A 25,023-nucleotide genomic window follows, 5' to 3' on the forward strand; every position below is an offset into this window, starting at 1 on the left:
TCCGACAGCACCGGACCCGCCCGGGGCGGGAAGGAGGAGAGCACGCGTGCGCCTGCCGCTCCTGGCTCTCCTCGCGTCCGGCCCCGCCCACGGCTACGAGCTCAAACAGGACCTTGAGAAGCTCCTGGGCGCGGCGTACCCTCAGCCGAACGTCGGGCAGATCTACGTCACCCTGGGCCGGTTGGAGAAGGCCGGTCTGATCGAGGGCGAGGAGGTCGCCCAGTCCACCCGGCCCAACAAGAGGATCTACCGGCTCACCGAGGCGGGACGCGAGGCGGTGCGGGCCTGGTTCGACGAGCCGACCGACGAGCCGCGGGTGCGCGACGAGTTCTTCATGAAGCTCGCGCTCGCCCCGCAGACCGGACTGGCCGACCGGATCGCCCTGATCAACAAACAGCGCCGCCAGTACCTGAACACCATGCGAGCCCTGTCCAGACTGGCCGCCGGCGAGGACCGGGACAACCGGGTGGCACAGCTCCTCATCGAGGGCGCGATGCTGCACCTCCAGGCCGACCTCGACTGGCTGGAGCGGTGCCAGGAGGAGTTCGAATGAGCCGTGCCGAGGCGCCCGACGCCCACTCCGACAACCGCTCCGACGCCCACCCCGGCGCTCACGCCGACGGTGCCCCCGGCACCCCGCCGGCCGCGCACCCCATCGTCCGGGCCCGGGAGCTGGTCAAGACCCACCACGGCGAGGGCGCCCCGGTGAAGGCCGTGCGAGGAGTGGACCTCGACATCGAGCGCGGCGAGTTCGTCGCCGTCACCGGCCCCTCCGGCGCGGGCAAGTCCACCCTGCTCCACCTCCTCGGCGGGCTCCAGAGACCCGACAGCGGCGGCATCTGGTTCGACGGGACGTCCCTGGACTCCTACGGCGAGGCCCAGTGGGCGGTGCTGCGCCGCCGCCGCATCGGCATCGTCTTCCAGTTCTTCAACCTCGTCTCCAACCTGACCGTCGCCGACAACGTCGAACTCCCCGCCCTGCTGGCCGGGCGCGGACCGAAGCGGGCCCGCGCCGACCGCGCCGAACTCCTGGAGGAACTCGGCCTGGCCGGCAAGGAACGCAGCATGCCCGGCGAGCTCTCCGGCGGCGAACAGCAGCGCGTCGCCCTGGCCCGAGCCCTGGTCAACCACCCCGACCTGCTGCTGGCCGACGAACCCGCCGGCAGCCTGGACAGCAAGGGCACCCGCGAGGTGCTGCGACTGCTCTCCCGCTTCCACGCGCGCGGCCAGACCATCCTGCTGGTCACCCACGACGCCCGGCTGGCCAGCGCCGCGGACCGGGTGATCAGCCTCTTCGACGGCCGTGTCGTCGACGACGCGGTCCTGGACGCGGACGGCGACGGCGCACGACGGCGCGGCACGGGCGTGGCCGGCGTGCTCGAACTGAAGGACTGACGGAACGTGCGCGCCATCCTGCGCTGGGCCCACGCCGACCTGCGGGCGCACCGCGGCGAGGCGCTGTTCATCGTCCTGGCCACGGCCGGGATCACCGCCTCCCTGCTGCTGGCCGCGGCGCTGTTCTCCTACGCGGCCGACCCCTGGCAGCGGATCTTCACCCAGTCCGAGGGCGCGCACGTGTGGATCCACACCCGCGCCGACGCGCAGCCGGAGGACCTGGCGGACCTGAAGGGCGTCGCGGACGTCTCCGGCCCCTTCGACACCGCCCGCGCCACCGTGGAACTGGGCGGCGCGCGGGCGACCGTCGAACTGCGGGCCGCCGGCCCGAAACCGCCCCGGGTGAGCCGCCCCCTGATCCACGACGGACACTGGCCCAAGGCGGGAGCCGACGACGAGATCGTCCTGGACTCCTCCCTGGCCGGCGCCCTGTGGGCCGAGACCGGCGACACGCTCACCGTCCGGGGCGCGGGCGGGGCCGAGCACCGGTTGCGCGTCGTGGGCGTCGCGGACACCGCCGAGCCGCGCTACGCGCCCGGCGAGCGGCCCGGCACCGGATGGCTGCCCCCCGAGGGCCTGCGCCGGATCGCGCCCGACCCCGAGCACACCGGACGGACGGTCGGGCTGCGGCTGGACGACCCCGACGACACCGACTTCATGGTCCAGCGGGCGGTCACCGCGATCGGCGCCGACCGGGTGACCGAGGTGACCCGCTGGCAACAGGCACGCGCCGAGGCCGAGGGCGAGGGACGGCTGCTCGGACTGCTGCTCGGACTCTTCGGACTCGGAGCGCTGCTGGCCGCGGCGCTGGCCGTGGCCGGGGCGATCGGCACCCGGATCCACGGCCACCTGCGGGACATCTCCGTACTCAAGGCCATCGGCTTCACCCCCGCCCAGGTGGTCCGCGTCTTCCTCGTCCAGCACCTGGCCTTCGCCCTCCTCGGGGTCGCCTGCGGCGCGGCCGTCACCGAACTGCTGGGCGCCGGCATCCCAGGCCGGATCGGGGAGGCGGTGGACCTGTGGCGCCGACTGCCCAGCCACACCTGGACGGTGTCGGTCACCACGGCCGGCGTGGTGCTGTTCATCGCCCTGGCGACCTGGCTGGCCGCGTGGCGCGCGGGCCGGGTGCCGCCGGTGCCGGTCGCGCGGACGGCGGTGCCGCGCGGCCCGGGCCCGCTGACGTCGGTGGAGCGACGGATGCTGGGCAGGGGCCTGCCCCCCGCCCTGGTGCTCGGCTGGCGCGGCGCCTTCACCGGCCGGTTCCGTTCGCCGGCCGCCGTGGGACGGCTGGCCGTCCCGCTGATGCTGATCACGGTCGCGCTGGGCGCGTGGACCACCCTGGACCGGTTCCAGAGCCACCCCGAGGAGATCGGCCTCCCCGCCGCGCTCACCGTCCGCGATGGCGCCCCCGACGAGCCCGGCACGGGCCGAGGCGCCGACGGGGGGAGCGGCTCGGAGATCGAGCGGCTGTCGGCCGCGCACCCGGACGTCATCGCCGTCCACCCGGGCGTGGAGGTCGCGGCGCTGGTGCCGGGGCAGACCGGCACCATCACCCTGCGCGGCCTGGGCACCGACGAGCGCCCCTACCCGTTCGCCCTCGCCGAGGGACGCCTCCCCACCGGCCCGGACGAGGCCGTGGCCGGCCAGGGCCTGCTGGACCTGCTGGACGTGGGCGTCGGCGACTGGGTGCGGATGACGGTCCAGGGCCGCCCGCAGATCCTGCACATCGTGGGACGCGGCATCGAACCCGAGGACGGCGGCCGGACGATCTCCACGTCCCTGGACAACCTGGAACTGGACAACCCGGAACCGGGCGACCGCGGCCCGACCCGGCCCGACGTCCACCACCTGGTGCTCCGCGACGGCGCCGACGCGGACGAGGTCGCCGCCGACCTGGTGGCCGCCGGCGACGGACGGCTGGAGGTCCGGCGGGTCCCCAACCCCGCCGACGGGCTCTCCGCCGTGCGCGGTGTCGTCGTCGGGCTGGTCGCGGTGCTCGCCCTGATCGGCCTCATCGAACTGTCCACCACCATCGGCGCACGGGCGCGCGACCGGGGACGCGACCTGCTGGCGCTCAAGGCGATCGGGCTGACGCCCCGCCAGATCGCCGGGGTGATCGTGGTCTCCGCCGCACTCACCGCGCTGGTCGCCGCGCTGCTCGGCACGGTGCTCGGCGTCCTCGCCGGCGACTGGCTGATCGACCTCCTGGGCCGTGCCGGCGGCATCGGCGCCGGCATCGCCCGGTCCCCGTCCCCGGGAGCCCTGCTGCTGGTGTGCGCGGCGGCCCTCGCGGTCGCGGTCGCGGCCTCGCTCGTCCCGGCCGCCCGCACGGCCCGCCGCCGCATCGCGGACACCCTCAGCGAGACGCTCTAGCGGCGACCTCCAGACGCGCCGCGGCGACCGGCGGTGTACGCCGGTCGCCGCGCGGGACGGGAGTGCCCGCGGTGGGACCCCGCCCCCGTCCTCCCTCTCGCACCGTCACGGCCGGGAGGGAAGGGAATCAAGGGAGAACCAGGAGAGCGGACAGGGGATCAGACGCCCGCGATGGACTGGATCCAGGACCGGTAGGCGGTCACGTTCGTGTACGCCGTGGTGGTCTGCCGGTCGCTGGTGGAGGCGACGCCGACCTGGACGCCGTTGGCCATCATCGGGCCGCCGGAGTCGCCGCCCGCGGTGATGCCGTCACCGCGCCGGGCGCAGATCGCCGAGCCGTTGTAGGCGTCACGGCACGCGCCGGTCACGGTCACGTTCGCGACCTTCAGGTACTGGGACTGGCAGTTGGCCTCGGAACCGCACCGGGACGTCGCGCCCCAGCCGTAGACCTGCACGGTCTGGCCCACCGACACCGTGCCCGGCTGTCCGAGACGCGCGTAGGTCGCCGAGACGGAGCGGTCGAGGCGGACCAGCGACAGGTCCGACGAGGAGTGGTTGTACACCTGGGTGCCGTTGGCGACGACGCCACCGCTGTGCTGGTCGAGGCTGCCGATGCGGAACGACAGCCCGCCGCCGCTGACGCAGTGCTTGGCGGTGAGGATCCAGGTGGGGGCGATGATCGTGGCGGAGCAGGTCTCCCTGCCGTTCGAGAACAGCCGGGCCGCCCAGGGCGCGTTCTGCGCGTACCCGCCGCCGATGATCGGCTGGGGTCCGCCACTGCCGGGCTGCTCCTTGGCCACGGCGGCCGTGGGGGCGAGGGTGAGCACGGCGAGCAGAGCGGCGATGAGGGTGGGAATCAGCCTGGTTATGCGCAAGGCTCCTCATTTCGAAAAGACACGCGAACATTGCGCGTGTGTTCTGTGGGGGAGCCACCAGGATTCCCGGTCGAGGACCGTTCTGGATAATGCCGATCGGCGATAACACGGGGCTATCACCCCGGCGCGGTCGCGGAGTTCGCAGGTGGAACTCACAGGTGGACGCGCCGTCCGCGACCCCGGCGGAAGGCCGTTTCGCGCCGCCGCACGGGCCGCGCACGCCGGTGGTACGACGCGACAGACGTCCGTCACCCGGCCTCGAAAACCCGCACGGCCCGGCGCTCGTCTCCGTATCGAGCGCCGGGCGTCGTTCGTGACCGCCGTCGGGAGGTCGGTCGCCCTACGGCTCGACGACGACCTCCTGGGCCGCCGCCGTGTCGCCCGCCAGCAGTTCGGCGTCCACGGGGACGTTCCGCTTCACCAGGGCCAGCGCGATCGGGCCCAGTTCGTGGTGGCGGGCGGAGGTGGTGACGAAGCCGAGCTGCCGCCCCTCCTCGCCGTCCGACGCCAGGCGGATGGGCGTGCCGTGGCCGGGCAGGTGCACCTCGCTGCCGTCCAGGTGGAGGAAGACCAGCCGGCGCGGCGGCCTCCCCAGGTTGTGGACGCGCGCCACGGTCTCCTGGCCCCGGTAGCAGCCCTTGTCCAGGTGGACGGCCGTGCCGATCCAGCCCACCTCGTGCGGGATCGTCCGGTGGTCGGTCTCCAGGCCCAGCCGCGGCCGGTGCGCCTCCACGCGCAGCGCCTCCAGGGCCAGCGCGCCGATCAACGGACCGTGGGAGGCGGCGAAGGACTCCAGCTCGCCGCGCGGCAGGAACACGTCCCGCCCGTACGGCGTCTCGCGGACGACCGCGCCCTCGGGGGTCTCGGTGATGGAACCCGCCGGGAGGTGGACCACGGCGTACTCGGCCGTCGCGTCCCGCACCTCGACCCGGTAGAAGAACTTCATGCTCTCCAGGTACGAGATCAGCGCCTCCTGGGTGCCCGGCTCGACGTGGATCCACACCGTGGAGCCGTCGTCGACCAGGTAGAGCGCGTGCTCGACGTGGCCGTGGGGGGAGAGGATCAGCGCCTCCGTGGCGCGGCCGGGCTCCAACTCGCTCACGTGCTGGGTGAGCAGCAGGTGCAGCCAGCTCAGCCGGTCGGCGCCGGAGACCGTGACCACGCCGCGGTGCGAGAGGTCCACCAGTCCGCCGCCGTCCGCGAGGGTGCGCTGTTCACGGAAGAGGTCGCCGTAGTGCGCGGCGACGCCTTCGTCCGGCCCCTCGGCGGGGACGGCTCCGGGGAGCGACAGCAGAGGGCTCTTGTACGACATGCGACCAGCCTACGGCTCCGGGTCGCCGGTGTTCCCGCCGCTCTCCTCGCCGTCCCGTTCCTCCGGGCAGTCCCGGCACCGGCCGAAGATCGCGAAGTGCTTCATGTCGGTGTCGAAGCCGAACTTCTCCCGCAGCCGGTCGGTGAAGTCGGCGGCCAGCGACACGTCGGCCTCGATCACCTTGCCGCAGTCCCGGCACACCAGGTGCATGTGGTCGTGCCGGTCGGCGAGGTGGTAGGTGGGAGCGCCGTGGCCCAGATGGGCGTGACTGACCAGCCCCAGCTCCTCCAACAGCTCCAACGTGCGGTAGACGGTGGAGATGTTCACGCTCCCCGCCGTGCGCCGCACCTCGGCGAGGATGTCGTCCGGGGTGGAGTGCTCCAGCTTGTCCACGGCCTCCAGCACGAGCTGGCGCTGCGGCGTCAGCCGGTATCCGCGTCTGCGTAGGTCGCTCTGCCAGTCGGTGCTCACCACACGGCCAGTGTAGGAGGAGGGCCGCCGGAGATGGGGCGTACGAGGAGCGAATCCCGGGGCCGCGGTCGGAGCCGCCGGCCGAACCCCTCGGGCCGACTACTTGAAGAAGGCGATCCCGTCGTCCGGGAGGTCCTTGAGGTCCTTCGCCCACTCGCTCGGGTCGACGACCTTCTTCAGGTGGGCCGACATGTACGGGCGCAGCGGGCGGTCGGGGTCGGGGGTGGCCAGCTCGCCCACCCACATCAGGTCGCCCTTGACGTAGCCGTACAGGCGCTTCCCGCCGGAGTACTCGCCGGCGGAGGCGAGCCGGGCGACGGCGTCCGTGGCCAGGTCGATCTGGGGCTTCTTCTCGGCCATCTCGCCGTACCAGACCTCGGCGATGCCCCGGTCGCGGACCATGACGACCTCGATCTTGCGGTCGGAGTCGATCCGCCAGTAGCCGGTCTCGGTCTCCAGGGGGCTGACCTTCTCGCCCTTGGAGTCCAGCTCCCAGCTATGCGAGACGTACTCCAGGAAGTCCCGGCCGTCGTGGGTGAAGGTGACCTCCTGCCCGAAGTTGCACTGCTCGCGCCCGGGGAAGTCGGCGACGCCCACTCCCGTCCAGTTGCCGAGGAGGAAGGCGAGGGGCACGAGGTCCGGGTGGAGGTCGGACGGGATCTCGATCATGGATGCTCAGACGATCTGTCGAGGGCGTGACGGACGGGACGGCGGCCGGTCGGCCTGGGCGAGGGTCAGCGCTGGCCCTGGTAGAGCTTCTTCACGGTCAGACCCATGAACGCCAGCACGCCGATGCAGACCAGGACCAGCAGGGCGGTGAAGAATGCCTCAAGCACGGGAGCGCTCCTCGCTTCGCATGTGACGAACGGGCCGGTGGACGGCCCGCGACCGAGTCTAGTCGGCCCGTGGCGGGGCGACGCTGTGAGGTGCGCCGCCCCGTCGCGGAACCGGCCTTCGCACGCTCGGGCGAGCCGGCCGGAGGAGGCGGGATCAGCCCAGGAGCTGGGCTTGAAGGATCACCGTCTGCCAGTACGGCACGGCGGGGGCCGTGCCCTCCCGGGACTGGACGACCAGGGCGAGGGTGTCCCCGGCGAGCAGGTAGGCGTGACGGGTGTGGGTCTTCCCGCGCGGCTTCGCCTCGTCGTAGGAGTACACCAGGACGTTCTCCGGGCGGGCGTGGATCGGCCACTCCTCGTCGAGCACCGACTCAGGGGCCTCGGCCAGGTCCATGCCGGGGGTGGTTCCTCCGGCCAGGGCCTCGGCGTGGAAGTAGTGGGCGGCGGTGCCGCTGTTGAACCGCAGCAGGTGGACGCTCGTGCGGGTGCCGTCCGGCATCGTCCAGCCGCGGGCGGCGATGTGCCGCACGGCGTCGTCCACCAGCCGCTGCCGCAGCGCCTCGCCGTCGTCCTTCCCGTAGAGCCCGGTGTAGTCCTCGATCGTGACCCAGCCGCCCTTCGGCGAGGGCAGCCCCTCGTCCTCCTTCGCGCCCTCGGGTGCCGGGAGCAGCAGGTCGCGGAGGTCGGCGTGGTGGATCTCGGCGATGTTTCCCGATGTGAAGGGGCGCGGGGAGCCCGAGGGGAGGGCGGGCAGCGTGAGTTCCGGGTACTCCCAGCGTCCGTCGTTCTCGGTGGCCAGGCCGGGCACCTCGTGGCGTTCCATCCGGGTGATGCCGTAGGCGGTGCCCGCGCAGAACACGCCGAAGGCGGCCACGACGGCCGTCCACCGTCCGACGGCCCGCAGGACGCGGGTGGAGGGGCGACGGCGCGGCGACGGGGGCGGGGCGTGGAGATCGGGCGCCCGGAACGGCGCGGTGGCGGCCCCGGCGTCCTCCGCGCCGGCGGGGGGCTCGACCGTCTCCGTCAGGGCCGTCGGAGCCGTCGGGGCCGCCTGGTCCGCCGGGGCGGTCGGGGTGGTCGGGGCGGTCGGGGTGGAGTCGTCCCGGACGCGCTCCGGCTCGTTGGTCACGCACTCGGTCATATGTACTCCCCCGGGGATTCCAGGTGGTCGAGCTGGTCCTTCAGCAGCTCGGCGGCGTCCTTCTTCGGGAAGGGCTTGGTGCCGTCCACGGAGTAGGAGACCAACAGCTCGCCCTGGTGGGCCGTGCAGAACATCGACTCCAGGTCGGTCTCGTCGTCCTTGGGCGGCAGGAAGCACTCGGCGTTCTCGTGCCCCTTGATCCTCGGCCCGTCGCGGAAGACCGACAGCGCGTCGAGCAGCTCGGACCGGAATCCGCTCATGTCCCGGACGGCCTTCTCGTTCGTCATCCGGGCGATCTGGATCTCGGCGACGAAACCGTGGGTGTCCGACACGTACGAGCGCATCACCACGCCCTGGAGGCGCAGTTTGTCGACGTACTCGCGGTGTTCCCGCCGCTGCTTGGGGGGCAGCCCCCTGCCGCTCTCCTCCATCAGGGCCCGGGCCTGCCTGCCGCTCAGTTCCGCGTCGTTGCCGAACTCGGCGATGTCCGGGCCGAGGGCGAAGTAATCGGGCACCGGGAGCAGCTTCTTCCGCAGCGCGCTGTCGGAGCGCCCCTTCTCGGGGTCCTGGACGGGGTCGTCGTCCGAGGGGGTCTTCGCCGGCTTCTTCCAGGCCTCGGCGGGGGCCGAGCGGTCGGCGCCGTCCACGACCCTCTTGGTGTAGGCGAGGCCGCCGCCCACCGCGCCGAGGACCAGGAGGGCGGCCAGGGCCGGCAGGAGGGCGCGACGGGACCGGCCCGCCTTCGGGTGCGGCTCGCCGTGGGGTTCGGATGTGGTCCCGGTGCCGTTCTCCGGTTCGTTCACAGCCGCTCCAGTTGGCGCTCGCCGAGGGTTCTGATGTCCCGCTCGCTGATCGGTTCGGTGTCGTGGATCCAGACGTCCATCACGATGTCCCCGCGCTGGGCGATGGCCCGGGTCCGGTACATCGGGAGGTAGCCCGGCTCGCGCGTGGGTCGGTCGTAGACGTAGTACCGGCCGTTGCTCGAGCCCTTCAGGGGCTTGCCCTCGTTGCCCGCGTGCTCGTCGTCGGGCATGTACGCCTGTTGGCCGTTGAGGAAGGGGAGAGCGGCGCGTTTGTGGTCCTCCCGGAACTGGACGAGCCTGATGTCCACCGTCCGGTACCGGCCCTCCTCCCAGGAGACGGCCGCGACACGGCGCAGCCCCTCGTCCTGGGCCAGGTGGGTGAACATGTAGTCGGGGTGGTCGAACTCCAGGGCGTAGGCGGACGGGGAGAGCCAGCCGTCGTCGTCGGGGACCAGGTCCGGCTCCCGTGCGCCCTTGGGCTGCTTCACGAGCAGCTCGCGCAGGTCGCCGTCCGTCCTCACCCGCCGGTCCTCCTCGGCGGTGAGCGGTTCGGGCTCCCGGTCCTTCGGCAGCGGCTTCTTCGGGTACGACAGCTCGGCCTGGGACAGCGGCGGCAGCGGTGTGGGGTCGCGGTCGGCCTGCACGGTGTAGCCGACGGCCGTACCGGCGACGGTGCCGAGCAGCGCGGCGCAGGCGATCAGCAGGGCGGTACGGCCGCGGCGGCGCGTCGGGGCGGGGGTCGCGGCGGTCTCGGGTGTCTCGGGAGCGCCGGACCCGGCCTGCGGCGGGTGCTCCGGCGGGGGACCGGAGGGCTCCGCCGGGGGCGGCGGGAACGCGGACATGGGGTGTCACCTCGCACTTCTTGTCAGTTCACTGACAAGAGCGGAGGACGGAAGGTTGTGCCCCTGCCGATCACGATCGGATTGCGGTACGGACTACCGTGGGGCGCATGGCTGACTCGAAGAAGCTCGTGATCAAGGTGACGGCCGGGGCGGACGCGCCCGAGCGGTGCTCGCAGGCCTTCACGGTGGCCGCGGTGGCCGTGGCCGGCGGGGTGGAGGTGTCGCTCTGGCTGACCGGCGAGTCGGCGTGGTTCGCGCTGCCGGGACGGGCGGCCGAGTTCGAACTGCCGCACTCCGCGCCGCTGCCGGAGCTGATCGACGGCATCCTGGCGGGCGGACGGGTCACGCTGTGCACCCAGTGCGCGGCGCGACGCGACATCGAGGAGAAGGACGTGATCGAGGGCGTGCGCATCGCCGGGGCGCAGGTCTTCGTCAGCGAGATCATGGGCGAGGGCGTGCAGGCGCTCGTCTACTGACCCGCCGCCGACGCACCGTCCGCGCTCCCTCGGGGACGGCTGCGGGACGACTCCGGGGAGACCCCGGGAAGGCCCCGAGAAGGCTCCGAGCGGGGGCGGCGGACGAGCACGGAGGCCGCGCCCGATGGTGTCCAACCCTCGTGGGCGCGGCCTCCGTACGCTCGCGGCGGCGGCCCCTCACCGCCGGGCCGCCGCCGTGGTCACCGCCGTCACACGGCGATGGCGACCTCCGTCAGACCGCCCTTCTGGGCGACGACGGTGCGGTCCGCCTTGCCGCCGGGCACCAGCGCACGCACGGTCCAGGTGCCCTCGGCCGCGTAGAAGCGGAACTGGCCGGTGGCGGAGGTCGGAACCTCGGCCGTGAACTCGCCGGTGCTGTCCAGAAGACGGACGTACCCGGTGACGGGCTCGCCGTCGCGGGTCACCTGGCCCTGGATCGTCGTCTCGCCGGGCCTGATGGTGGAGGCGTCAGGACCGCCTGCCTGGGCTCCGCACATGTCTCGGTGCTCTTCCTTCTCTGCTGGGAAGTGGAGGAGTGGATCGGGGAACGCGGCTCAGTTGTCGCCGGGGCCGAGCTCGATCGGCACGCCCACCAGCGAGCCGTACTCGGTCCAGGAGCCGTCGTAGTTCTTGACGTTCTCCTGGCCCAGCAGCTCGCGGAGCACGAACCAGGTGAGCGAGGAGCGCTCGCCGATGCGGCACAGGGCGATGGTGTCCTTGGAGAAGTCGACGCCCGCCTCCTCGTAGAGGGCCTTCAGCTCCTCGTCCGACTTGAAGGTGCCGTCGTCGTTGGCGTTCTTCGACCACGGGATGTTGCGGGAGGTCGGGATGTGGCCGGGACGCTGCGACTGCTCCTGCGGCAGGTGGGCCGGGGCGAGCAGCTTGCCGCTGAACTCGTCGGGGGAGCGGACGTCCACCAGGTTCTTCTTGCCGATCGCGTCGAGGACCTCGTCGCGGAAGGCGCGGATGGAGGCGTCCTGCTCCTTCGCCTTGTACTCGGTCTTCGGGCGGGACGGGACCTCGGTGACCAGCTCGCGGGCGTCCAGCTCCCACTTCTTGCGGCCGCCGTCGAGGAGCTTCACGTCCTGGTGGCCGTAGAGCTTGAAGTACCAGTAGGCGTAGGCCGCGAACCAGTTGTTGTTGCCGCCGTAGAGGACGACGGTGTCGTCGTTGGAGATGCCCTTCTCGGACAGCAGCTCCTCGAAGCCGGCCTTGTCGACGAAGTCACGGCGCACCGGGTCCTGGAGCTCGGTCTTCCAGTCGATCCGGATGGCGTTCTTGATGTGGTTCTTCTCGTAGGCCGTGGTGTCCTCGTCGACCTCGACGATGACCACCTTGGGGTCGTCGAGGTGCGCCTCGACCCAGTCGGCGTCCACCAGGACGTCACTGCGACTCATGTCTCTCCTCCGGAGGGCAGTTCAGGGGGTGTGCTGGGAGTGCGTGCGTGACGGCGCCGGGCGCCGGCGGGCACGCACGGTGCTGTACGTCGCGGAGCGGGACAGCGGGACGGTGCGCGGCTGCGGTCCGGGCTACGGAGGCACCGAGGTCAGCCGTCAGAGGACGGCGCGACAGAGCATGGCGGCGACACGGCACAGATCGACTGCCCGTCGCTTGGTGAGATCCGCCTGTCGCATCATGGGTCCGATCGTAGGGACGGAAGGGCGGACGTGTCACCGTCGTTCCATACTTCAAGACATCATCGTCCGAATGTCGAGATTGCGGGCGAAGGGTCGCGGAACCGCCCGGATCGACGGGTCGGCGCGCCGGTGGGCGCGTCCGGCCCCGGACACACCCGTCTCGCGTGTCGGACGGGCCGGAGACGGGCCGGAGACGGACCGTCGGGCGGGCCGTGGGGCCGTCCCGCGCTCCCGCGCCGGCCGGCCGGTCAACCGGTCAGCCGGCCAGGTTCACGTCCGTGCCCGTCAGGTGGAGCACGACGCCCTTCTCGTCCACCTCGGCCTTCTCCAGCTTCAGCCCCGCGGGCAGGCCCTCGAGCGCCAGGTCCAGGTCGGTCCGGTCCCGTATCAGGTTCTCCGCCAGGGGAATCTCCGGGATCTCCTCGGCGTGCAGGCGGACGGTGTCCCCGTCGGCCACGCTGACGGTGCTGTGGAGGGTGAGTTCCAGGGCCCGACCCAGCAGCCCCGCGTTCGCCTCCACCTTGACCTGGTTCTTCGCGGCCCGCTCCGCGCCCGCGTAGCCGATGGTGTAACTCTCGCCGACGTTCTCGCTCAGGTCCGTGTAGGTGATCCGGGCGCTGCCGGTGGCCCGGGCGGCGACGGCGGTGGAGAAGTTGTTCTCCAGCCGCACGTCGCTCAGCGCGACGTCCACCTCGGTGACCTCGACCTCGCGACCGCCGACCGTGACGGTCAGCCCGTCCAGCGTGGCGTCGACCGAGTCCAACTCCTTGCCCAGAATCTGGGTCAGGAACGGGAAGCCGTGGATCTCCACGGAGGGTTGCTCGCTCAGCCCCTTGGCGCTCTTGATCCGTGCGGCCACTTCGTCCTCCGCGAAACCGACCGCGAGCCGGTCGGCACCGACGAACAGGCCGCCCAGGAGGACCAGAAGGATCAGAAGTGTCCGTAGTGCACGCATCGTGGTGGTCCCCCTGGGTGGCCGGGATCGATCGGGCTGCTCGGAGTGAACGACGTCGACGGAGGCCGCTCGAGTTCCGGCGAGCCTAGCGCGGGAGGTCTACGCCAGGGCCCTGCCGAGCAGGTAGACGGCCGGCACGGCGGCGGTCAGCGGCAGCGCCACACCCGCCGTCATGTGGACGAACCGGGAGGGGAAGTCGTAGCTCGCCACCCGCAGTCCGATCAGCGCGCACACCCCGGCGGCCGACCCCAGCACCGCGCCCGACGTGCCCAGGGAGGTGAACTCCCCGGCCGCGATACCCGCGCCCGCGGCGGCGGCCACCGCGACGAGGAGGGAGACCGGGCCCGGCAGCGGCAGCGCCCGGGCGAGCGTCGCGGCGGCCACGGCGAGGGCGCCGACCGTCACCGCGTCGGGCTCGGCGGCCAGGTGGCCGGCGGCGAGCACGGCGAGCGCGGTGGAGGCCACCCCGGCGGTCAGGGCGTACAGGCGCTCGTCGGGGGAGCTGTGGTTGCGCAGTTGGAGGGTGAGGACCAGCACGCACCAGACGCCGAGCGTGCCGACGACGGCGACCGGGGCGTGCTCGTCGGCGACCGTCAGCAGCGCGACGTCGGCGGTGACGCCCCCGAGGAACGCCAGCGCGATGCCCTGGCGGGCCGGCCACATCCCGTTGAGCCGGTACCAGCCGGCGGCGGTGACGGCCTGGAGCAGCACCACGGCGAGGGCCGTCACCGGGCTCGGGAGCCGGGCGCCGACCGCGAGCAGCACGGCGAGGACGGTGGTGAGGGCGGCGGGCAGCAGACCCGGCGCGATGATCGGGTCGCCGGTGCGGTGCGCGGCGGGGGAGGGGGCGTCCACCGTGGCGGTGGCCGCCGGCGCGGCGGCCGGGGCGGTCGTGCCGGCCGAGATGCCGTCCCGCCCCGGCGGAACGGGGCCGGGGTACTGCGGCGGCGGGGAGGCGGAGCCGTCGGGGACGGCCGGTCCGTACCCCGCCTGGCCCTGGTCGCCGTACGAGCCGTACGAGCCGTGGGAGCCGTACGGGCCCTGGCCACCGTGCGAACCGTGCGAACCGTACGGGCCCTGCGCGTCGTACGGCTGCTGGGAGGGCAGGGGGTGGTGCGGACGGCCCTGGGGGTACCGCTGGTCGTTCATCGGGAGCCTCCCGCGAAGGGGGGAAGCACCTCGACGGTGCCGCCCTCGGTCAGTCGGACGATGGTGTGGTCACGCCTGCCGACCGGCTCGCCGTCCACCAGGAACGAGCAGCGCGTCAGCACCCGCGCGAAGTCCGGCCGGTCGGCGTGCCTCTCGCGCGCCGCCGCCAGCGCCTCGGCGAGCGTGTGGGCGTCGTACCGTTCCTCGGTGATCCCGGCGGCGGCCTTGGCCGCGGCCCAGTAGCGGATCATGCCGCTCGGCATGGTGATTCCCTCTCAGCCGTCCGTCGTGCAGCCACCATGATGGCGGGTCGGCCGGCCGGCGTGCGCCGTCACCCAGGAACCGATCCGGTCCAGGAGCTCCGGGGGCGCGGCGTTCTCGGCGTGCCCGAAGCCGTGTTCCACCCACAGTTCCGTGGTCGCGGAGTCGGCGGCGGCCACCAGCGACCGGGGGTGGTCCAGCGGGAAGTAGGCGTCCCGGTCGCCGTGCACCACCAGCAGCGGGGTCGGCGCGATCAGCGGCGCGGCCTCCACCGGCGACAGCGGCACCGGGTCCCAGTCCCGGTGGTGGACGCGGGTGCGCAGCCCGTAGCGGGAGACCAGCCGCCCCAGCGGGCGTTGGATCACCCAGTGGACCCGGCGCATGGCCGCCGTGCCGCGGTAGTACCAGCGGGCGGGCGCGCTCACGGCCACGACGGCGTCGGCGTGCGCGTCCCCACGTCCGCGGATCCGCTCCTTCGGCCGGTACAGCGCCGCGTGCCGCAGCACCACCGAGCCGCCCATCGAGAAGCCCACCGTGGCCACCGCGGAGTGCCCCAGGGAGCGGGCCCAGCGCACCGCCGCGGCGAGGTCCAGCACCTCCTTGTCGCCGACGGTGGACCGCCCCCCGGACCGGCCGTGACCGCGGAAGGAGAACGCGACCACGGCCGCGTGTCGGGAGAACGCCTGTGACACTCGTCGCACCGCGGACCGCTCCAGCGAACCGGTGAAACCGTGCGCGACGACGATCGCGAGTCCGCCCGGACCCGACCCCTCCGCATCCGTCTCCCGGCCCCCCGCGCACCCGTGACGGGGCAGGTACAGGGCGTCGACGCCCACTCCGTCGTCCGTCCTCAGACGCCTCCGCAGAGGGGTCCGCACGGGCCTTCGAGGGGGCCTTCGCGCCGCCGCCCGACCGACACCGTCGGTGACCGGCCCGCCACGGTGGAGATGCGCGGAGCCCTCTGTTCCGTCGTCCATGTGGGATATTCTCGACGACGAGAGGATCCGGGCAGCGCCGCCCCCGGGTCCTTTTGTGCTTTCGGAGCGCCGTACGAAGCAGTGCCGCCACACGTGCCCCACGGGGCCGGGGAAGGAACTCGACGTCATGAGCTCGCTACTTCTGCTGACCAACGCACTCCAGCCCTCGACCGAGGTCCTGCCCGCGCTCGGCCTGCTCCTCCACGACGTCCGGGTGGCCCCCGCCGAGGGGCCGGCCCTCGTGGACACCCCCGGCGCCGACGCCGTCCTCGTCGACGGTCGCCGCGACCTCCCCCAGACGCGCTCGCTCTGCCGGCTCCTGCGCTCCACCGGGCTGAGCTGCCCGCTGATCCTGGTGGTGACCGAGGGCGGACTCGCGGCCGTCACCGCCGAGTGGGGCGTCGACGACGTCCTGCTGGACACCGCCGGACCGGCCGAGGTCGAGGCCCGGCTGCGGCTGGCCGCGGGCCGCCGGCAACTGGCCGGGGACGACAGCCCCATGGAGATCCGCACCGGCGACCTGTCGGTGGACGAGGCCACCTACAGCGCCAAACTCAAGGGCCGGGTCCTGGACCTGACCTTCAAGGAGTTCGAGCTGCTGAAGTACCTGGCGCAGCACCCCGGCCGGGTGTTCACCCGGGCCCAGCTCCTCCAGGAGGTGTGGGGCTACGACTACTTCGGCGGCACGCGCACCGTCGACGTCCACGTGCGGCGGCTGCGGGCGAAGCTCGGCCCCGAGCACGAGTCGCTGATCGGAACCGTCCGGAACGTCGGCTACCGCTTCGTCCTCCCGGAGAAGAAGGAACCGACCGCGGAGGAGAAGAGGGCCCGCGAGGACGCCAGAGCCACCGTGGACGCCGCCGAGGAGATGGCGCGGGCGGCGGCCGGCGGCAGGGCGGGCGAGGGCCGGGCGGCCTCGGCACGAGGGGAAGGAAGACGGGGAGGAAACTGACACACCGCGCGTAGACTGCCCGTTGTGGCGAAGGTGACGCGGGACGATGTGGCGAGACTGGCGGGTACGTCGACCGCTGTCGTCAGCTATGTGATCAACAACGGTCCGCGACCGGTCGCCCCGGCGACCCGCGAGCGCGTGCTCGCGGCGATCAAGGAGCTGGGCTACCGACCGGACCGGGTGGCGCAGGCGATGGCCTCGCGGCGCACCGACCTCATAGGGCTGATCGTCCCGGACGCCCGGCAGCCGTTCTTCGCGGAGATGGCGCACGCGGTCGAACAGGCCGCCGCCGACCGCGGCAAGATGGTGCTCGTCGGCAACTCGGACTACCTCGACGAGCGCGAGGTGCACTACCTGCGCGCCTTCCTCGGCATGCGCGTCTCGGGCCTGATCCTGATCAGCCAGGGGCCCAGCGAACGCGCCGCCGCCGAGATAGAGGCGTGGGACGCCCGCGTGGTGCTGCTGCACCGGCGGCCCGAGGCGATCGACGACGTGGCCGTCGTCCTCGACGACGTCGGCGGCGCCCAGATGGTCACCCGGCACCTGCTGGAACACGGCCACGAGTACGTGGCCTGCCTGGGCGGCGTGGAGTCCACCCCCGCCTACGGCGACCCGGTCACCGACCACGTGGAGGGCTGGCGCCGGGCGATGAAGGAGGCGGGCCGCTCCACCGACGGCCGACTCTTCCAGGCCCCCTACAACCGCTACGACACCTACCGCGTCGCGCTCGACCTGCTCGGCGGCCCCGATCGCCCGCCCGCGCTGGTGTGCGCCACCGACGACCAGGCCATCGGCGTGCTGCGGGCCGCCCGCGAACTGGGCATCGACGTGCCCGGCGAACTGGCGGTGGCCGGCTTCGACGACGTCAAGGAGGCGGCGCTGACCGACCCGCCGCTCACCACGGTCGGCTCGGACCGCGAGGCCATGGCCCGGGCGGCGGTGGACCTGGTGCTGGACGACGGGCTGCGGGTGACGGGCTCGCGGCGCGAGCGCGTCCGCCAGTTCCCCACGGGCCTGGTGGTGCGCCGCTCCTGCGGCTGCGGCGACTGACCCACGCGCCTTTCCGAACCCCTCCCGGTGGACTCTTCCCCGGGTTTCAGTCGGCTCTCATAAAATTCTCATACCGGACGCGCACAGTCGTCGGTATGAGCGATCACGACACGCACCCCGCGTATCCGCCCCGCCCGACCCACGAGCCCCTGTTCGCTCCGCCCGCGCCCGCCTCCGAACCGACGCCCGCGCCCGCCCCGGGGACGCGCTCCCGTCGGCGGGCCCGCCGGCCGGTCGGACTGCTGGCGGCCGTGGCGATCGTGTCGGCCGCCGTCGGCGGCGGCACCGCCGCCCTGGTGGGCGGGGCGGCCACGGACGGCTCCGCCTCCCCCGGCGTCTCCGCGGTCCGGGGGACGAACACCGCCGCCGAGGCCAGTGTCGCGGACGTGGTGAAGGCCGTCGGCCCCAGCGTCGTGGAGATCGACGCCTCCTCCTCCTCCGGCTCCGCGACCGGCTCCGGCGTGGTGATCTCCGAGGACGGCGAGATCCTCACCAACAACCACGTCGTCGCCGGCGCGGGACGGATCGAGGTCACCTTCTCCGACGGCGACACCGCCCGGGCCGAGATCGTCGGCACCGAACCCGACCTCGACATGGCGCTGATCCGGGTGGACGGCGCCCGGAACCTCGACCCCGCGGAACTCGGCGACTCCGACGCGGTCGCCATCGGCGACCGGGTCGTGGCGTTCGGCTCCCCCCGCGGCCTGTCCGGCACGGTGACCAGCGGCATCGTCTCCGCCAAGGACCGCGACGTCACCGTGGAACGGGAGGACGGGAACGGCGGGCCGCGCGGCGACGGCTCCTGGCCGTTCGAGTTCGGCGGCGGGCAGTACAACGGCGAACTCGGCCGGGACACCACCACCTACCGGGCCATCCAGACCGACGCCTCCCTCAACCCCGGCAACTCCGGCGGCCCGCTGGTCACCCTGGACGGCAGGGTGATCGGCATCAACTCCGCGATCCACTCCAACGCCTCCTCGGCCTCCGAGGCGGGCAGCATCGGCCTGGGCTTCGCGGTCCCGATCAACGACGTGAAGGAGATCCTCGACGACCTCCGCGCCGGCGCCGGCCGGTGATGCGACACTCGCGTCCATGACCTCCGCCGCCAACCCCACACCCGCGTCCGCGCGCGTGCTGATCGTCGACGACGAGCCGGCCGTACGAGAGGCCCTGCGCCGCAGCCTGGCCTTCGAGGGCTACGAGACCGACCTCGCCTCCGACGGGCTGGAGGCCCTGGAACGGGTCGAGGCGCACCGCCCCGACCTGGTGATCCTGGACGTGCTGATGCCGCGCATGGACGGACTGACCGCCGCCCGGCGGCTGCGCGCGGCCGGCGCCACCGTCCCCATCCTGATGCTCACCGCGCGGGACACCGTCGGCGACCGCGTTACCGGCCTGGACGCGGGCGCCGACGACTACCTGGTCAAGCCGTTCGAGCTGGACGAGCTGCTGGCCCGCATCCGCGCCCTGCTCCGCCGCAGCTCCTACGCGCGCGAGCAGGCGGGCGGAGAGGACACCGAGGTGCTGACCTTCGCGGACCTGCGGATGGACCTCACCACGCGCGAGGTGACCCGCGGCGGACGGCCGGTGGAGCTGACCCGGACGGAGTTCACCCTGCTGGAGATGTTCCTGGCGCATCCGCGTCAGGTCCTCACCCGCGAACAGATCCTCAAGGCCGTCTGGGGCTTCGACTTCGAACCCTCCTCCAACTCCCTGGACGTGTACGTGATGTACCTGCGCCGCAAGACCGAGGCGGGCGGCGAGCCCCGCCTGCTGCACACCGTGCGGGGCGTCGGCTACGTGCTGCGCGAGGGGCCGGGGAGCGCCGGCCGGTGACCCGCTGGTTCAACGCCCTGCCGCTGCGCTCGCGCCTGGCCCTGCTGGTCGCGACGGCGGTGGCGGTCGCGGTGGCGGCGTGCGCCGCGTCCGCCTGGTTCCTGGTGCGCGCCCAGCTCGTCGACTCCCTCGACGACGCCCTGCGCCGCAACCAGGTCGATCGGCTGGCCCTGGACTTCGTCCGGGCCGGGGGGCAGTGCCGGGCGGTGCCCGAGGAGGAACGGCGGTCCCTGCCCAACCCCTTCGACTCCACGGTGCAGCTCGTGGACGGCACCGGCACGAGCTGCGTGGTCTTCGGCGAGCAACCGCTGCCGGTCTCCGCCTCCGACGTGGCGGTAGCGCGCGGCGAGCGCCCGGAGGCCCTGCGCACCGTCACCGCCGGCGGCACCGAGTACCGGGCGCTGACGACCCCGCTGGAGGGCACGAACGTCGCCGCCACCGTGGCCCGCCCGCTGGACGAGGTCGACGACTCCCTGAACACCCTCGGCATCGTCCTCGGTCTGGTCGCCGCCGCCGGCGTGCTCGGTTCGGCGGGCGCCGGCGTCGGGCTCGCCCGCGCGGGCCTGCGACCGGTGGACCGGCTCACCGACGCGGTGGAACACGTCGCCCGCACCGAGGACCTGGCCGTCCGCATCCCCGTGGAGGGCGACGACGAGATCGCCCGCCTGTCGCGCTCCTTCAACGCCATGACCGCCGCCCTGGCCACCTCCCGCGACCTCCAGCAGCAGCTCATCGCCGACGCCGGGCACGAGCTGCGCACCCCGCTCACCTCCCTGCGCACCAACATCGACCTGCTGGTGCGCAGTGAGCGGACCGGCCGCTCGCTGCCGCCGGAGGACCGTCGGGCCCTGTTGGAGTCGGTGCGGGCGCAGATCGCCGAACTCGCCTCGCTCATCGGCGACCTCCAGGAACTCTCCCGCCCCGACGCCGTCGCCGCCGGCGGGTCCGTCGAGGTGGTCGGCCTCCACGACACCACCGAGCGGGCCGTGGAGCGCGCCCGGCTGCGCGGCACCGGCATCACCGTCACCGCCGAACTGGCGCCCTGGTACGTGCGCGCCGAACCGGCCGCCCTGGAACGGGCGGTGGTCAACCTGCTGGACAACGCCGTGAAGTTCTCCCCGCCCGGCGGGACGGTCGAGGTCGTCCTCGCCGACGGCGTCCTGCGGGTGCGCGACCACGGTCCGGGCATCCCGGAGGAGGAACTGCCCCACGTCTTCGACCGGTTCTGGCGCTCCCCGTCCGCCCGCAGCCTCCCCGGCTCCGGACTGGGGCTGTCCATCGTGGCCCGCACGGTCCGCCGCAGCGGCGGCGAGATCGCCCTGCGCCCGGCGGGGGGCGGCGGCACGGAGGCGATCCTCCGCCTCCCCGGCGCCCCCACGCCCCCACCGGACCGCCTTCCCTGACCGCCGGGCCCGTCCGATCACCGGGTGTGCCGTCGGCGGGATCAGTCGCCCAGGGCCTCGCAGATGTTCTCCTGCGTGCCCTCCATCACCGAGAAGCGGCGGGTGCCGTCCTCGGCGAACTCCACCACGTGGAAGCCGTCGACGACCCAGAAACCCCGGGGGAACTCGTCCCCCTCGCGCATCCCGAAGCCCACCGGGCCGAAGGCGACGTACCGCTCGTACCGGCCGTCCTCCCGGTACTTGGGGAAGGCGTGGCCGCTGATGTCGCGCACGGTGGTCGCGCCGGTGTCGGTGTTCTCGAACTCGACCACCAGCGGGCCCTTGTACTCCTCGCGCTTGACGGCGCCGTCGGGGTACCGCTCCAGCACCCGCTTGACCATGTCCTGCTCCAGCGGGGTCGACGTCAGGGGGAAGGAGCAGACGTACCCGGCCGGCACCGAGAAGCCGTGGTCCACGTACGGCTCCCACGGTTCGGGAGCCGGGCCCCGGGCCGGGCCGTCGGCGGCGGCCGTCGCCGCGGGGAGCAGCCCCGCCGCGCACACGGCGGCCAGTACGAACGCGACACGTCGCTTCACTCGGTCCTCCTCGACGGCACGGCTCTCGGTTCGCCGTCGACCCAACCGGTTCGTCGTGCGCGCTGTCAACACATGTGCTTATCAAGGGTGTTGGCGTGGAAGCGTCCCGAGGAGCCCCACCGGGACGGGGTCAGCAGCGGCCTTCCCGGAGGGAGGGGATCAGGTCGTACTCGGCGGCGTACATGTCGCCGTCCGATCCCGAGCCGTCGCCCGCGTCCACGGCGGACCGCGCGACGTTCATGCAGAAGGCGGTGTCCGTGCCGCTTGCGGTGATCTGGTAGGGGCCGTGCTTCCCCATGGGCTCGACGGTGACGTCGGGGCCGGGGAGCCACGAGTCGTCGGCGTCGTCGACGGCCTCCTCGATCAGGTCCGCGATCTGTTGGGCCGGGGACCCGTACTCGGACAGGGTGTGCGGCCGTGCGGCCAGGGCGTCGGTCGCCTCGTGGACGGCGTCGCGCAGATCGCCCTCGCCGAACGACGGCCGGCCGGGCATCATCAGGAGGCCGGCGCCGGCGACGAGCAGGGAGAGCACGATGAGCGTCCTGCCCACCGGGTTGCGGTGGTTGTAGACGTAGCGGTTCGTCCCCCATTTGCTGCGGATGAAGACGGGTTCGTGGTCGTCGTCGTGACGCATGGGCCACACCCTACGGGGGGTGGAACGGGTGCGCCGCCGACCGGGTGGGGGCCGGTCGGCGGCGCTGTGGGGGGAGGTCCGCGGGCCGTCCGGCGAGGCGGCCCGCGGGGAGGGTCGTCCGGTGGTGGGGGTTACCGGACGACCGTGATCCGGTCCGCCGCCGGCGCGTCGAGCGGGGCGGAGGCGGAGGAGTTGGCGGTCAGGTACTCCTGGAGGGCCGCCAGGTCGTCGCCGCCCACCAGCGGGTCGGTGCCCTGCGCGAGGGTGGCGAAGCCGTCGCCGCCGCCCGCCAGGAAGGAGTTCGCCGCGACGCGGTAGGAGGCCGAGGGGTCGATCGGCTCGCCGTGCAGCCGCACCGAGTCGGCGACGATCCGGTCCGCGCCGGACTTGGTGAGGTCCACCGTGTAGGTGAGGCCGGACGAGACCTGGAGGAACTTCGGGGACGCCTCGTTGGGGCCGCTGACCTGTTCGCGCAGCACCGACAGCAGTTGCGCGCCGGTGAGGGTGGTCAGGTTGACGGTGTTGGAGAACGGCTGGACGGTGAAGCCCTCGGCGTAGGTGACCACGCCGTCGCCCTCGCCGCCGGAGGCCGCGTACACCAGGTCGGCGCGGATGCCGCCGGGGTTCATCAGGGCCAGGTCCGTCCTCGGGTCCAGCGCCTTGGCGTGGGCGAGTTGCGCGTCGGCGATCAGGTCGCCCAGCGGGGACTCGACGGTGTTCCGGTCGGCGGTGATGTCCTCGGAGATCCAGCCGATGGGCCGGCCCGCGACGGGCTCGGCCAGCGTCTGCCAGTAGCCGACCAGGTCGGTGAGGTCGGCGGCCTTCTCCCGGTTGCGGTGGACGACGTGGTTGGTGCCCTCGACGGAGGCCCGCACGATGTCGCCGGTGCGGCGGTCGTACTCCATGGTCAGCTCGGTGAACAGCCGGCCGAAGGAGGCGGCGGAGGTGACCAGGCGCTCCTCGCCCCTCGGGTCCGGGATGGAGCAGACGTACGGCTGGTGGGTGTGACCGGTGATCAGCGCGTCCACGCCCGCGTTCGTCCGCTTGGCGATGTCGACGATCGGGCCGGAGAGGTTCGCGCCGTCCTTGCCGCAGTCGGCGTTGTAGGCGGTGGAGGCCGGGGTGCCGCCCTCGTGGACCAGCGCGATGACGGCGTTGACGCCCTTGCGGCGCAGTTCCCTGGTGTACTTGTCGAGGGTCTCGGCCTCGTCGAGGAACTTCAGGCCCTTGACGCCCTCGGCCGAGACGATGTCCGGCGTCCCCTCCAGGGTGACGCCGATGAAACCGACCTTGACGCCCTTCGTCTTCGTGATCGTGTAGGGCGCCAGCAGCGGCTTGCCGGTCTTCTCGTCGACGACGTTGGCCGCGAGGATCGGGAAGTCGGCGCCCTCGAAGACGCGGCCCTCGGCGTAGCAGCCGTCCTCGGGGTGGCAGCCGCCCTCCTGAAGGCGCTTCAGCTCGGCCGCGCCCTCGTCGAACTCGTGGTTGCCGACGCCCACGACGTCCATGCCCAGGGCGTTCATCGCCTCGATGGTGGGCTCGTCGTGGAAGAGGCCCGACAGCAGCGGGCTGGCGCCGACGATGTCGCCGGGCGCGACGGTGATCGAGTGGGACCGGCCCTTCCGGGCCTCCCGGAGGGCGGTGGCGAGGTATTCGACGCCGCCCGCGTCGATCTGTTCGGTGGTGCCGTCCGGGTGCTGACGGGTGACACGTCCGGAGGAACCGGTGGGGGGTTCCAGGTTGCCGTGGAAGTCGTTGATGGCGAGCACCTGGAGGTCGACGGTGCGGCCGTGGTGCTTGCCGGGGCCGCCGTGCGCGCCGGGGGCCGTCTCCGGGGTGGCCTGCGCGGCGGGCATGGCGGCGGCGAGCACGCCGACCGTCACCAGGCCGGCCGCGACGGCGGTGAGTCCACGGGAGAGGGCAGGCCGTCTGGGTGGAGTGGACACCATCTGTCCCCTTCTGTTCCCTTGTCAGGGTCATGAATGGCCTAAGTGGGCGAGGGGCAGCCTAGGTCAACGCGCGTAGCGTGTCATGGTTCCAGAGGTAACCGACACGTTTCGAAGCTGCGTAGGCTTTCCCCATGAGCGACGTGGTGGTTGTGGACGAGGTGTCGGCCGAGGTCGTCCGGCGCGCTCAAGAGCTGATCGACGAGGCGGCCCGCGTGGACGGCCAGCCTGCCGTGTCCGAGCAGGGGCGCCTCCAACTGCGCGGCGGACGCCGAGAGGGCGTGCGCCACCTGCTGGTATGGGAGCGAGGCGAGCTGGTCGGATACGGCCAACTGGAGGACACCGACCCGGTGGAAGCGCCCGCCGGGGAGTTCGTCGTCCACCCCGCCCACCGGCGTCAGGGGCACGGCCGGGCACTCGGCCGCGCGCTGCTGGAGGCGTCGGGCAGGCGGCTGAGGGTGTGGGCGCACGGCGGACACCCGGCCGCCCGGCACCTGGCCCGGCTGCTGGGGCTCACGCTCTTCCGCGAACTGCGGCAGATGCGCCGCCCGCTGACCGACCTGAACCTGCCCGAGCCCGCGCTGCCGCCGGGGGTGCGGCTGCGGACCTTCGTCCCCGGGCGGGACGACGCGGCCTGGCTGGCCGCCAACGCCGCCGCCTTCGCCCACCACCCCGAGCAGGGCGGCATGACCCAGCGCGACCTCGACGACCGCAAGGCCGAACCGTGGTTCGACCCCAAGGGCTTCTTCCTCGCCGTGCGCGACGACGAGGAGGGAGGCGAGGAGATCGTCGGCTTCCACTGGACCAAGGTCCACAGCGCCGAACAGATCGGCGAGGTCTACGTCGTCGGCGTCACCCCCGAGGCCCAGGGCAGCGGCTTGGGCAAGGCGCTGACGGTGGTGGGCCTGCGCTACCTCGCCCGCGACCGCGGCCTGCCGACCGGGATGCTCTACGTGGACGCCGACAACAAGGCGGCCGTGTCGCTCTACGACCGGTTGGGCTTCCGCATCCACGAGGTGGATCTTATGTACCGCGCGGAGACCTGAGACCCGAAACCCGAGACCGGGGTCGGCCGCCGCGCACGCCGCGGCGGCCGACCCCGTCCGTATCCCGTTCGCGTCCCG

The 25,023-nt window shown here is 72.9% G+C and carries 27 protein-coding genes; 10 read left to right on the plus strand and 17 right to left on the minus strand.

Annotated elements, in window-relative coordinates; genetic code table 11:
• Positions 1-46 precede the first annotated feature (46 nt).
• From IF47_RS0109710 to IF47_RS0109720, 3 genes are read left to right on the plus strand one after another with little or no spacing between them, the layout of a single operon-like run.
• Complete coding sequence (locus tag IF47_RS0109710; protein WP_031508107.1) at positions 47-553, plus strand: PadR family transcriptional regulator; 507 nt, start codon at positions 47-49, stop codon at positions 551-553.
• Positions 550-1,395 carry an ABC transporter ATP-binding protein gene (locus tag IF47_RS0109715; protein ID WP_078591685.1) on the plus strand — a complete coding sequence of 282 codons (846 nt, stop codon included), beginning with the start codon at positions 550-552 and terminating at the stop codon, positions 1,393-1,395. Before IF47_RS0109710 ends, IF47_RS0109715 begins: the two co-directional genes overlap by 4 nt.
• A gap of 6 nt (positions 1,396-1,401) precedes the next feature.
• Positions 1,402-3,768: an ABC transporter permease gene (locus tag IF47_RS0109720; protein ID WP_031508110.1), complete on the plus strand. Its 2,367-nt coding sequence runs from the start codon at positions 1,402-1,404 to the stop codon at positions 3,766-3,768.
• A gap of 158 nt (positions 3,769-3,926) precedes the next feature.
• On the opposite strand, the gene IF47_RS0109725 is transcribed toward IF47_RS0109720, so the two are convergent.
• The 7 genes from IF47_RS0109725 to IF47_RS0109760 all read right to left on the minus strand — a co-directional run bounded on the left by IF47_RS0109725 (position 3,927) and on the right by IF47_RS0109760 (position 10,048).
• A complete protein-coding gene (locus IF47_RS0109725; protein ID WP_031508111.1) occupies positions 3,927-4,643 on the minus strand; it encodes a S1 family peptidase in 717 nt (238 codons plus the stop codon).
• Positions 4,644-4,983: 340 nt separating this feature from the next.
• A complete protein-coding gene (gene ygfZ / locus IF47_RS0109730) occupies positions 4,984-5,955 on the minus strand; it encodes a CAF17-like 4Fe-4S cluster assembly/insertion protein YgfZ (protein ID WP_031508112.1) in 972 nt (323 codons plus the stop codon).
• A 9-nt stretch (positions 5,956-5,964) separates the two neighbouring features.
• Positions 5,965-6,429 (minus strand): Fur family transcriptional regulator, encoded by a 465-nt coding sequence (locus tag IF47_RS0109735; RefSeq protein ID WP_031508113.1) that lies wholly within the window; start codon positions 6,427-6,429, stop codon positions 5,965-5,967.
• A gap of 96 nt (positions 6,430-6,525) precedes the next feature.
• Positions 6,526-7,095, minus strand: a complete 570-nt coding sequence (locus tag IF47_RS0109740; RefSeq protein WP_031508115.1) for a heme-binding beta-barrel domain-containing protein — start codon at positions 7,093-7,095, stop codon at positions 6,526-6,528.
• Between the two features lie 321 nt (positions 7,096-7,416).
• Positions 7,417-8,403, minus strand: a complete 987-nt coding sequence (locus IF47_RS0109750; RefSeq protein WP_245641064.1) for a hypothetical protein — start codon at positions 8,401-8,403, stop codon at positions 7,417-7,419.
• Positions 8,400-9,206 carry a hypothetical protein gene (locus tag IF47_RS0109755; protein WP_031508119.1) on the minus strand — a complete coding sequence of 269 codons (807 nt, stop codon included), beginning with the start codon at positions 9,204-9,206 and terminating at the stop codon, positions 8,400-8,402. Before IF47_RS0109755 ends, IF47_RS0109750 begins: the two co-directional genes overlap by 4 nt.
• Positions 9,203-10,048 (minus strand): hypothetical protein, encoded by an 846-nt coding sequence (locus tag IF47_RS0109760; RefSeq protein ID WP_031508120.1) that lies wholly within the window; start codon positions 10,046-10,048, stop codon positions 9,203-9,205. Before IF47_RS0109760 ends, IF47_RS0109755 begins: the two co-directional genes overlap by 4 nt.
• Positions 10,049-10,155: 107 nt before the next feature.
• On the opposite strand from IF47_RS0109760, the gene IF47_RS0109765 reads away from it, so the two are divergent.
• Positions 10,156-10,524, plus strand: coding sequence for a DsrE family protein (locus tag IF47_RS0109765; protein WP_031508122.1), 369 nt, complete (start codon positions 10,156-10,158; stop codon positions 10,522-10,524).
• Between the two features lie 209 nt (positions 10,525-10,733).
• Here the strand turns inward: IF47_RS0109765 and IF47_RS0109770 are convergent, their stop codons facing one another.
• The 7 genes from IF47_RS0109770 to IF47_RS0109795 form a co-directional block, all read right to left on the minus strand.
• On the minus strand, positions 10,734-11,021 hold the full coding sequence (locus IF47_RS0109770; RefSeq protein ID WP_031508123.1) for a DUF1416 domain-containing protein: 288 nt from the start codon (positions 11,019-11,021) through the stop codon (positions 10,734-10,736).
• 57 nt (positions 11,022-11,078) lie between these two features.
• Complete coding sequence (locus IF47_RS0109775; protein ID WP_031508124.1) at positions 11,079-11,921, minus strand: sulfurtransferase; 843 nt, start codon at positions 11,919-11,921, stop codon at positions 11,079-11,081.
• Between the two features lie 156 nt (positions 11,922-12,077).
• Positions 12,078-12,161 (minus strand): putative leader peptide, encoded by an 84-nt coding sequence (locus tag IF47_RS32115; protein WP_425423569.1) that lies wholly within the window; start codon positions 12,159-12,161, stop codon positions 12,078-12,080.
• 256 nt (positions 12,162-12,417) lie between these two features.
• Positions 12,418-13,116, minus strand: a complete 699-nt coding sequence (locus IF47_RS0109780) for an LmeA family phospholipid-binding protein (RefSeq protein WP_031508126.1) — start codon at positions 13,114-13,116, stop codon at positions 12,418-12,420.
• 99 nt (positions 13,117-13,215) lie between these two features.
• Positions 13,216-14,265 (minus strand): hypothetical protein, encoded by a 1,050-nt coding sequence (locus tag IF47_RS27640; protein ID WP_078591686.1) that lies wholly within the window; start codon positions 14,263-14,265, stop codon positions 13,216-13,218.
• A complete protein-coding gene (locus IF47_RS0109790) occupies positions 14,262-14,528 on the minus strand; it encodes a MoaD/ThiS family protein (protein WP_031508129.1) in 267 nt (88 codons plus the stop codon). The genes IF47_RS27640 and IF47_RS0109790 overlap by 4 nt, the downstream gene beginning before the upstream one ends.
• A gap of 12 nt (positions 14,529-14,540) precedes the next feature.
• The gene (locus tag IF47_RS0109795; RefSeq protein ID WP_425423568.1) at positions 14,541-15,362 is read right to left on the minus strand and encodes an alpha/beta hydrolase; all 822 of its coding nucleotides are present in this window, start codon (positions 15,360-15,362) and stop codon (positions 14,541-14,543) included.
• Between the two features lie 268 nt (positions 15,363-15,630).
• On the opposite strand from IF47_RS0109795, the gene IF47_RS0109800 reads away from it, so the two are divergent.
• From IF47_RS0109800 to IF47_RS0109820, 5 genes are all read left to right on the plus strand, one after another.
• Entirely contained in the window at positions 15,631-16,455 is an 825-nt protein-coding gene (locus tag IF47_RS0109800; RefSeq protein WP_031508132.1) for a response regulator transcription factor, read from the plus strand.
• Positions 16,456-16,479: 24 nt separating this feature from the next.
• The gene (locus tag IF47_RS0109805) at positions 16,480-17,505 is read left to right on the plus strand and encodes a LacI family DNA-binding transcriptional regulator (protein WP_031508133.1); all 1,026 of its coding nucleotides are present in this window, start codon (positions 16,480-16,482) and stop codon (positions 17,503-17,505) included.
• A gap of 95 nt (positions 17,506-17,600) precedes the next feature.
• Positions 17,601-18,581: a S1C family serine protease gene (locus IF47_RS0109810; protein WP_031508134.1), complete on the plus strand. Its 981-nt coding sequence runs from the start codon at positions 17,601-17,603 to the stop codon at positions 18,579-18,581.
• 16 nt (positions 18,582-18,597) lie between these two features.
• Complete coding sequence (locus IF47_RS0109815; protein WP_031508135.1) at positions 18,598-19,341, plus strand: response regulator transcription factor; 744 nt, start codon at positions 18,598-18,600, stop codon at positions 19,339-19,341.
• Positions 19,338-20,744, plus strand: a complete 1,407-nt coding sequence (locus IF47_RS0109820) for a HAMP domain-containing sensor histidine kinase (RefSeq protein ID WP_031508136.1) — start codon at positions 19,338-19,340, stop codon at positions 20,742-20,744. The genes IF47_RS0109815 and IF47_RS0109820 overlap by 4 nt, the downstream gene beginning before the upstream one ends.
• A 41-nt stretch (positions 20,745-20,785) precedes the next feature.
• On the opposite strand, the gene IF47_RS0109825 is transcribed toward IF47_RS0109820, so the two are convergent.
• The 3 genes from IF47_RS0109825 to IF47_RS0109835 form a co-directional block, all read right to left on the minus strand.
• Positions 20,786-21,319: a hypothetical protein gene (locus IF47_RS0109825; RefSeq protein ID WP_031508138.1), complete on the minus strand. Its 534-nt coding sequence runs from the start codon at positions 21,317-21,319 to the stop codon at positions 20,786-20,788.
• Positions 21,320-21,449: 130 nt separating this feature from the next.
• Positions 21,450-21,953: a hypothetical protein gene (locus tag IF47_RS28655; protein ID WP_051717350.1), complete on the minus strand. Its 504-nt coding sequence runs from the start codon at positions 21,951-21,953 to the stop codon at positions 21,450-21,452.
• A gap of 131 nt (positions 21,954-22,084) precedes the next feature.
• Entirely contained in the window at positions 22,085-23,902 is a 1,818-nt protein-coding gene (locus IF47_RS0109835; RefSeq protein ID WP_031508141.1) for a bifunctional metallophosphatase/5'-nucleotidase, read from the minus strand.
• Positions 23,903-24,033: 131 nt separating this feature from the next.
• Here IF47_RS0109835 and mshD point away from each other — a divergent pair, with 131 nt between their 5' ends.
• On the plus strand, positions 24,034-24,945 hold the full coding sequence (gene mshD, locus IF47_RS0109840; protein WP_031508142.1) for a mycothiol synthase: 912 nt from the start codon (positions 24,034-24,036) through the stop codon (positions 24,943-24,945).
• Positions 24,946-25,023: the final 78 nt, after the last annotated feature.

This window comes from Streptomyces megasporus, assembly GCF_000718985.1.
Taxonomy (GTDB): Bacteria; Actinomycetota; Actinomycetes; order Streptomycetales; family Streptomycetaceae; genus Streptomyces; species Streptomyces megasporus.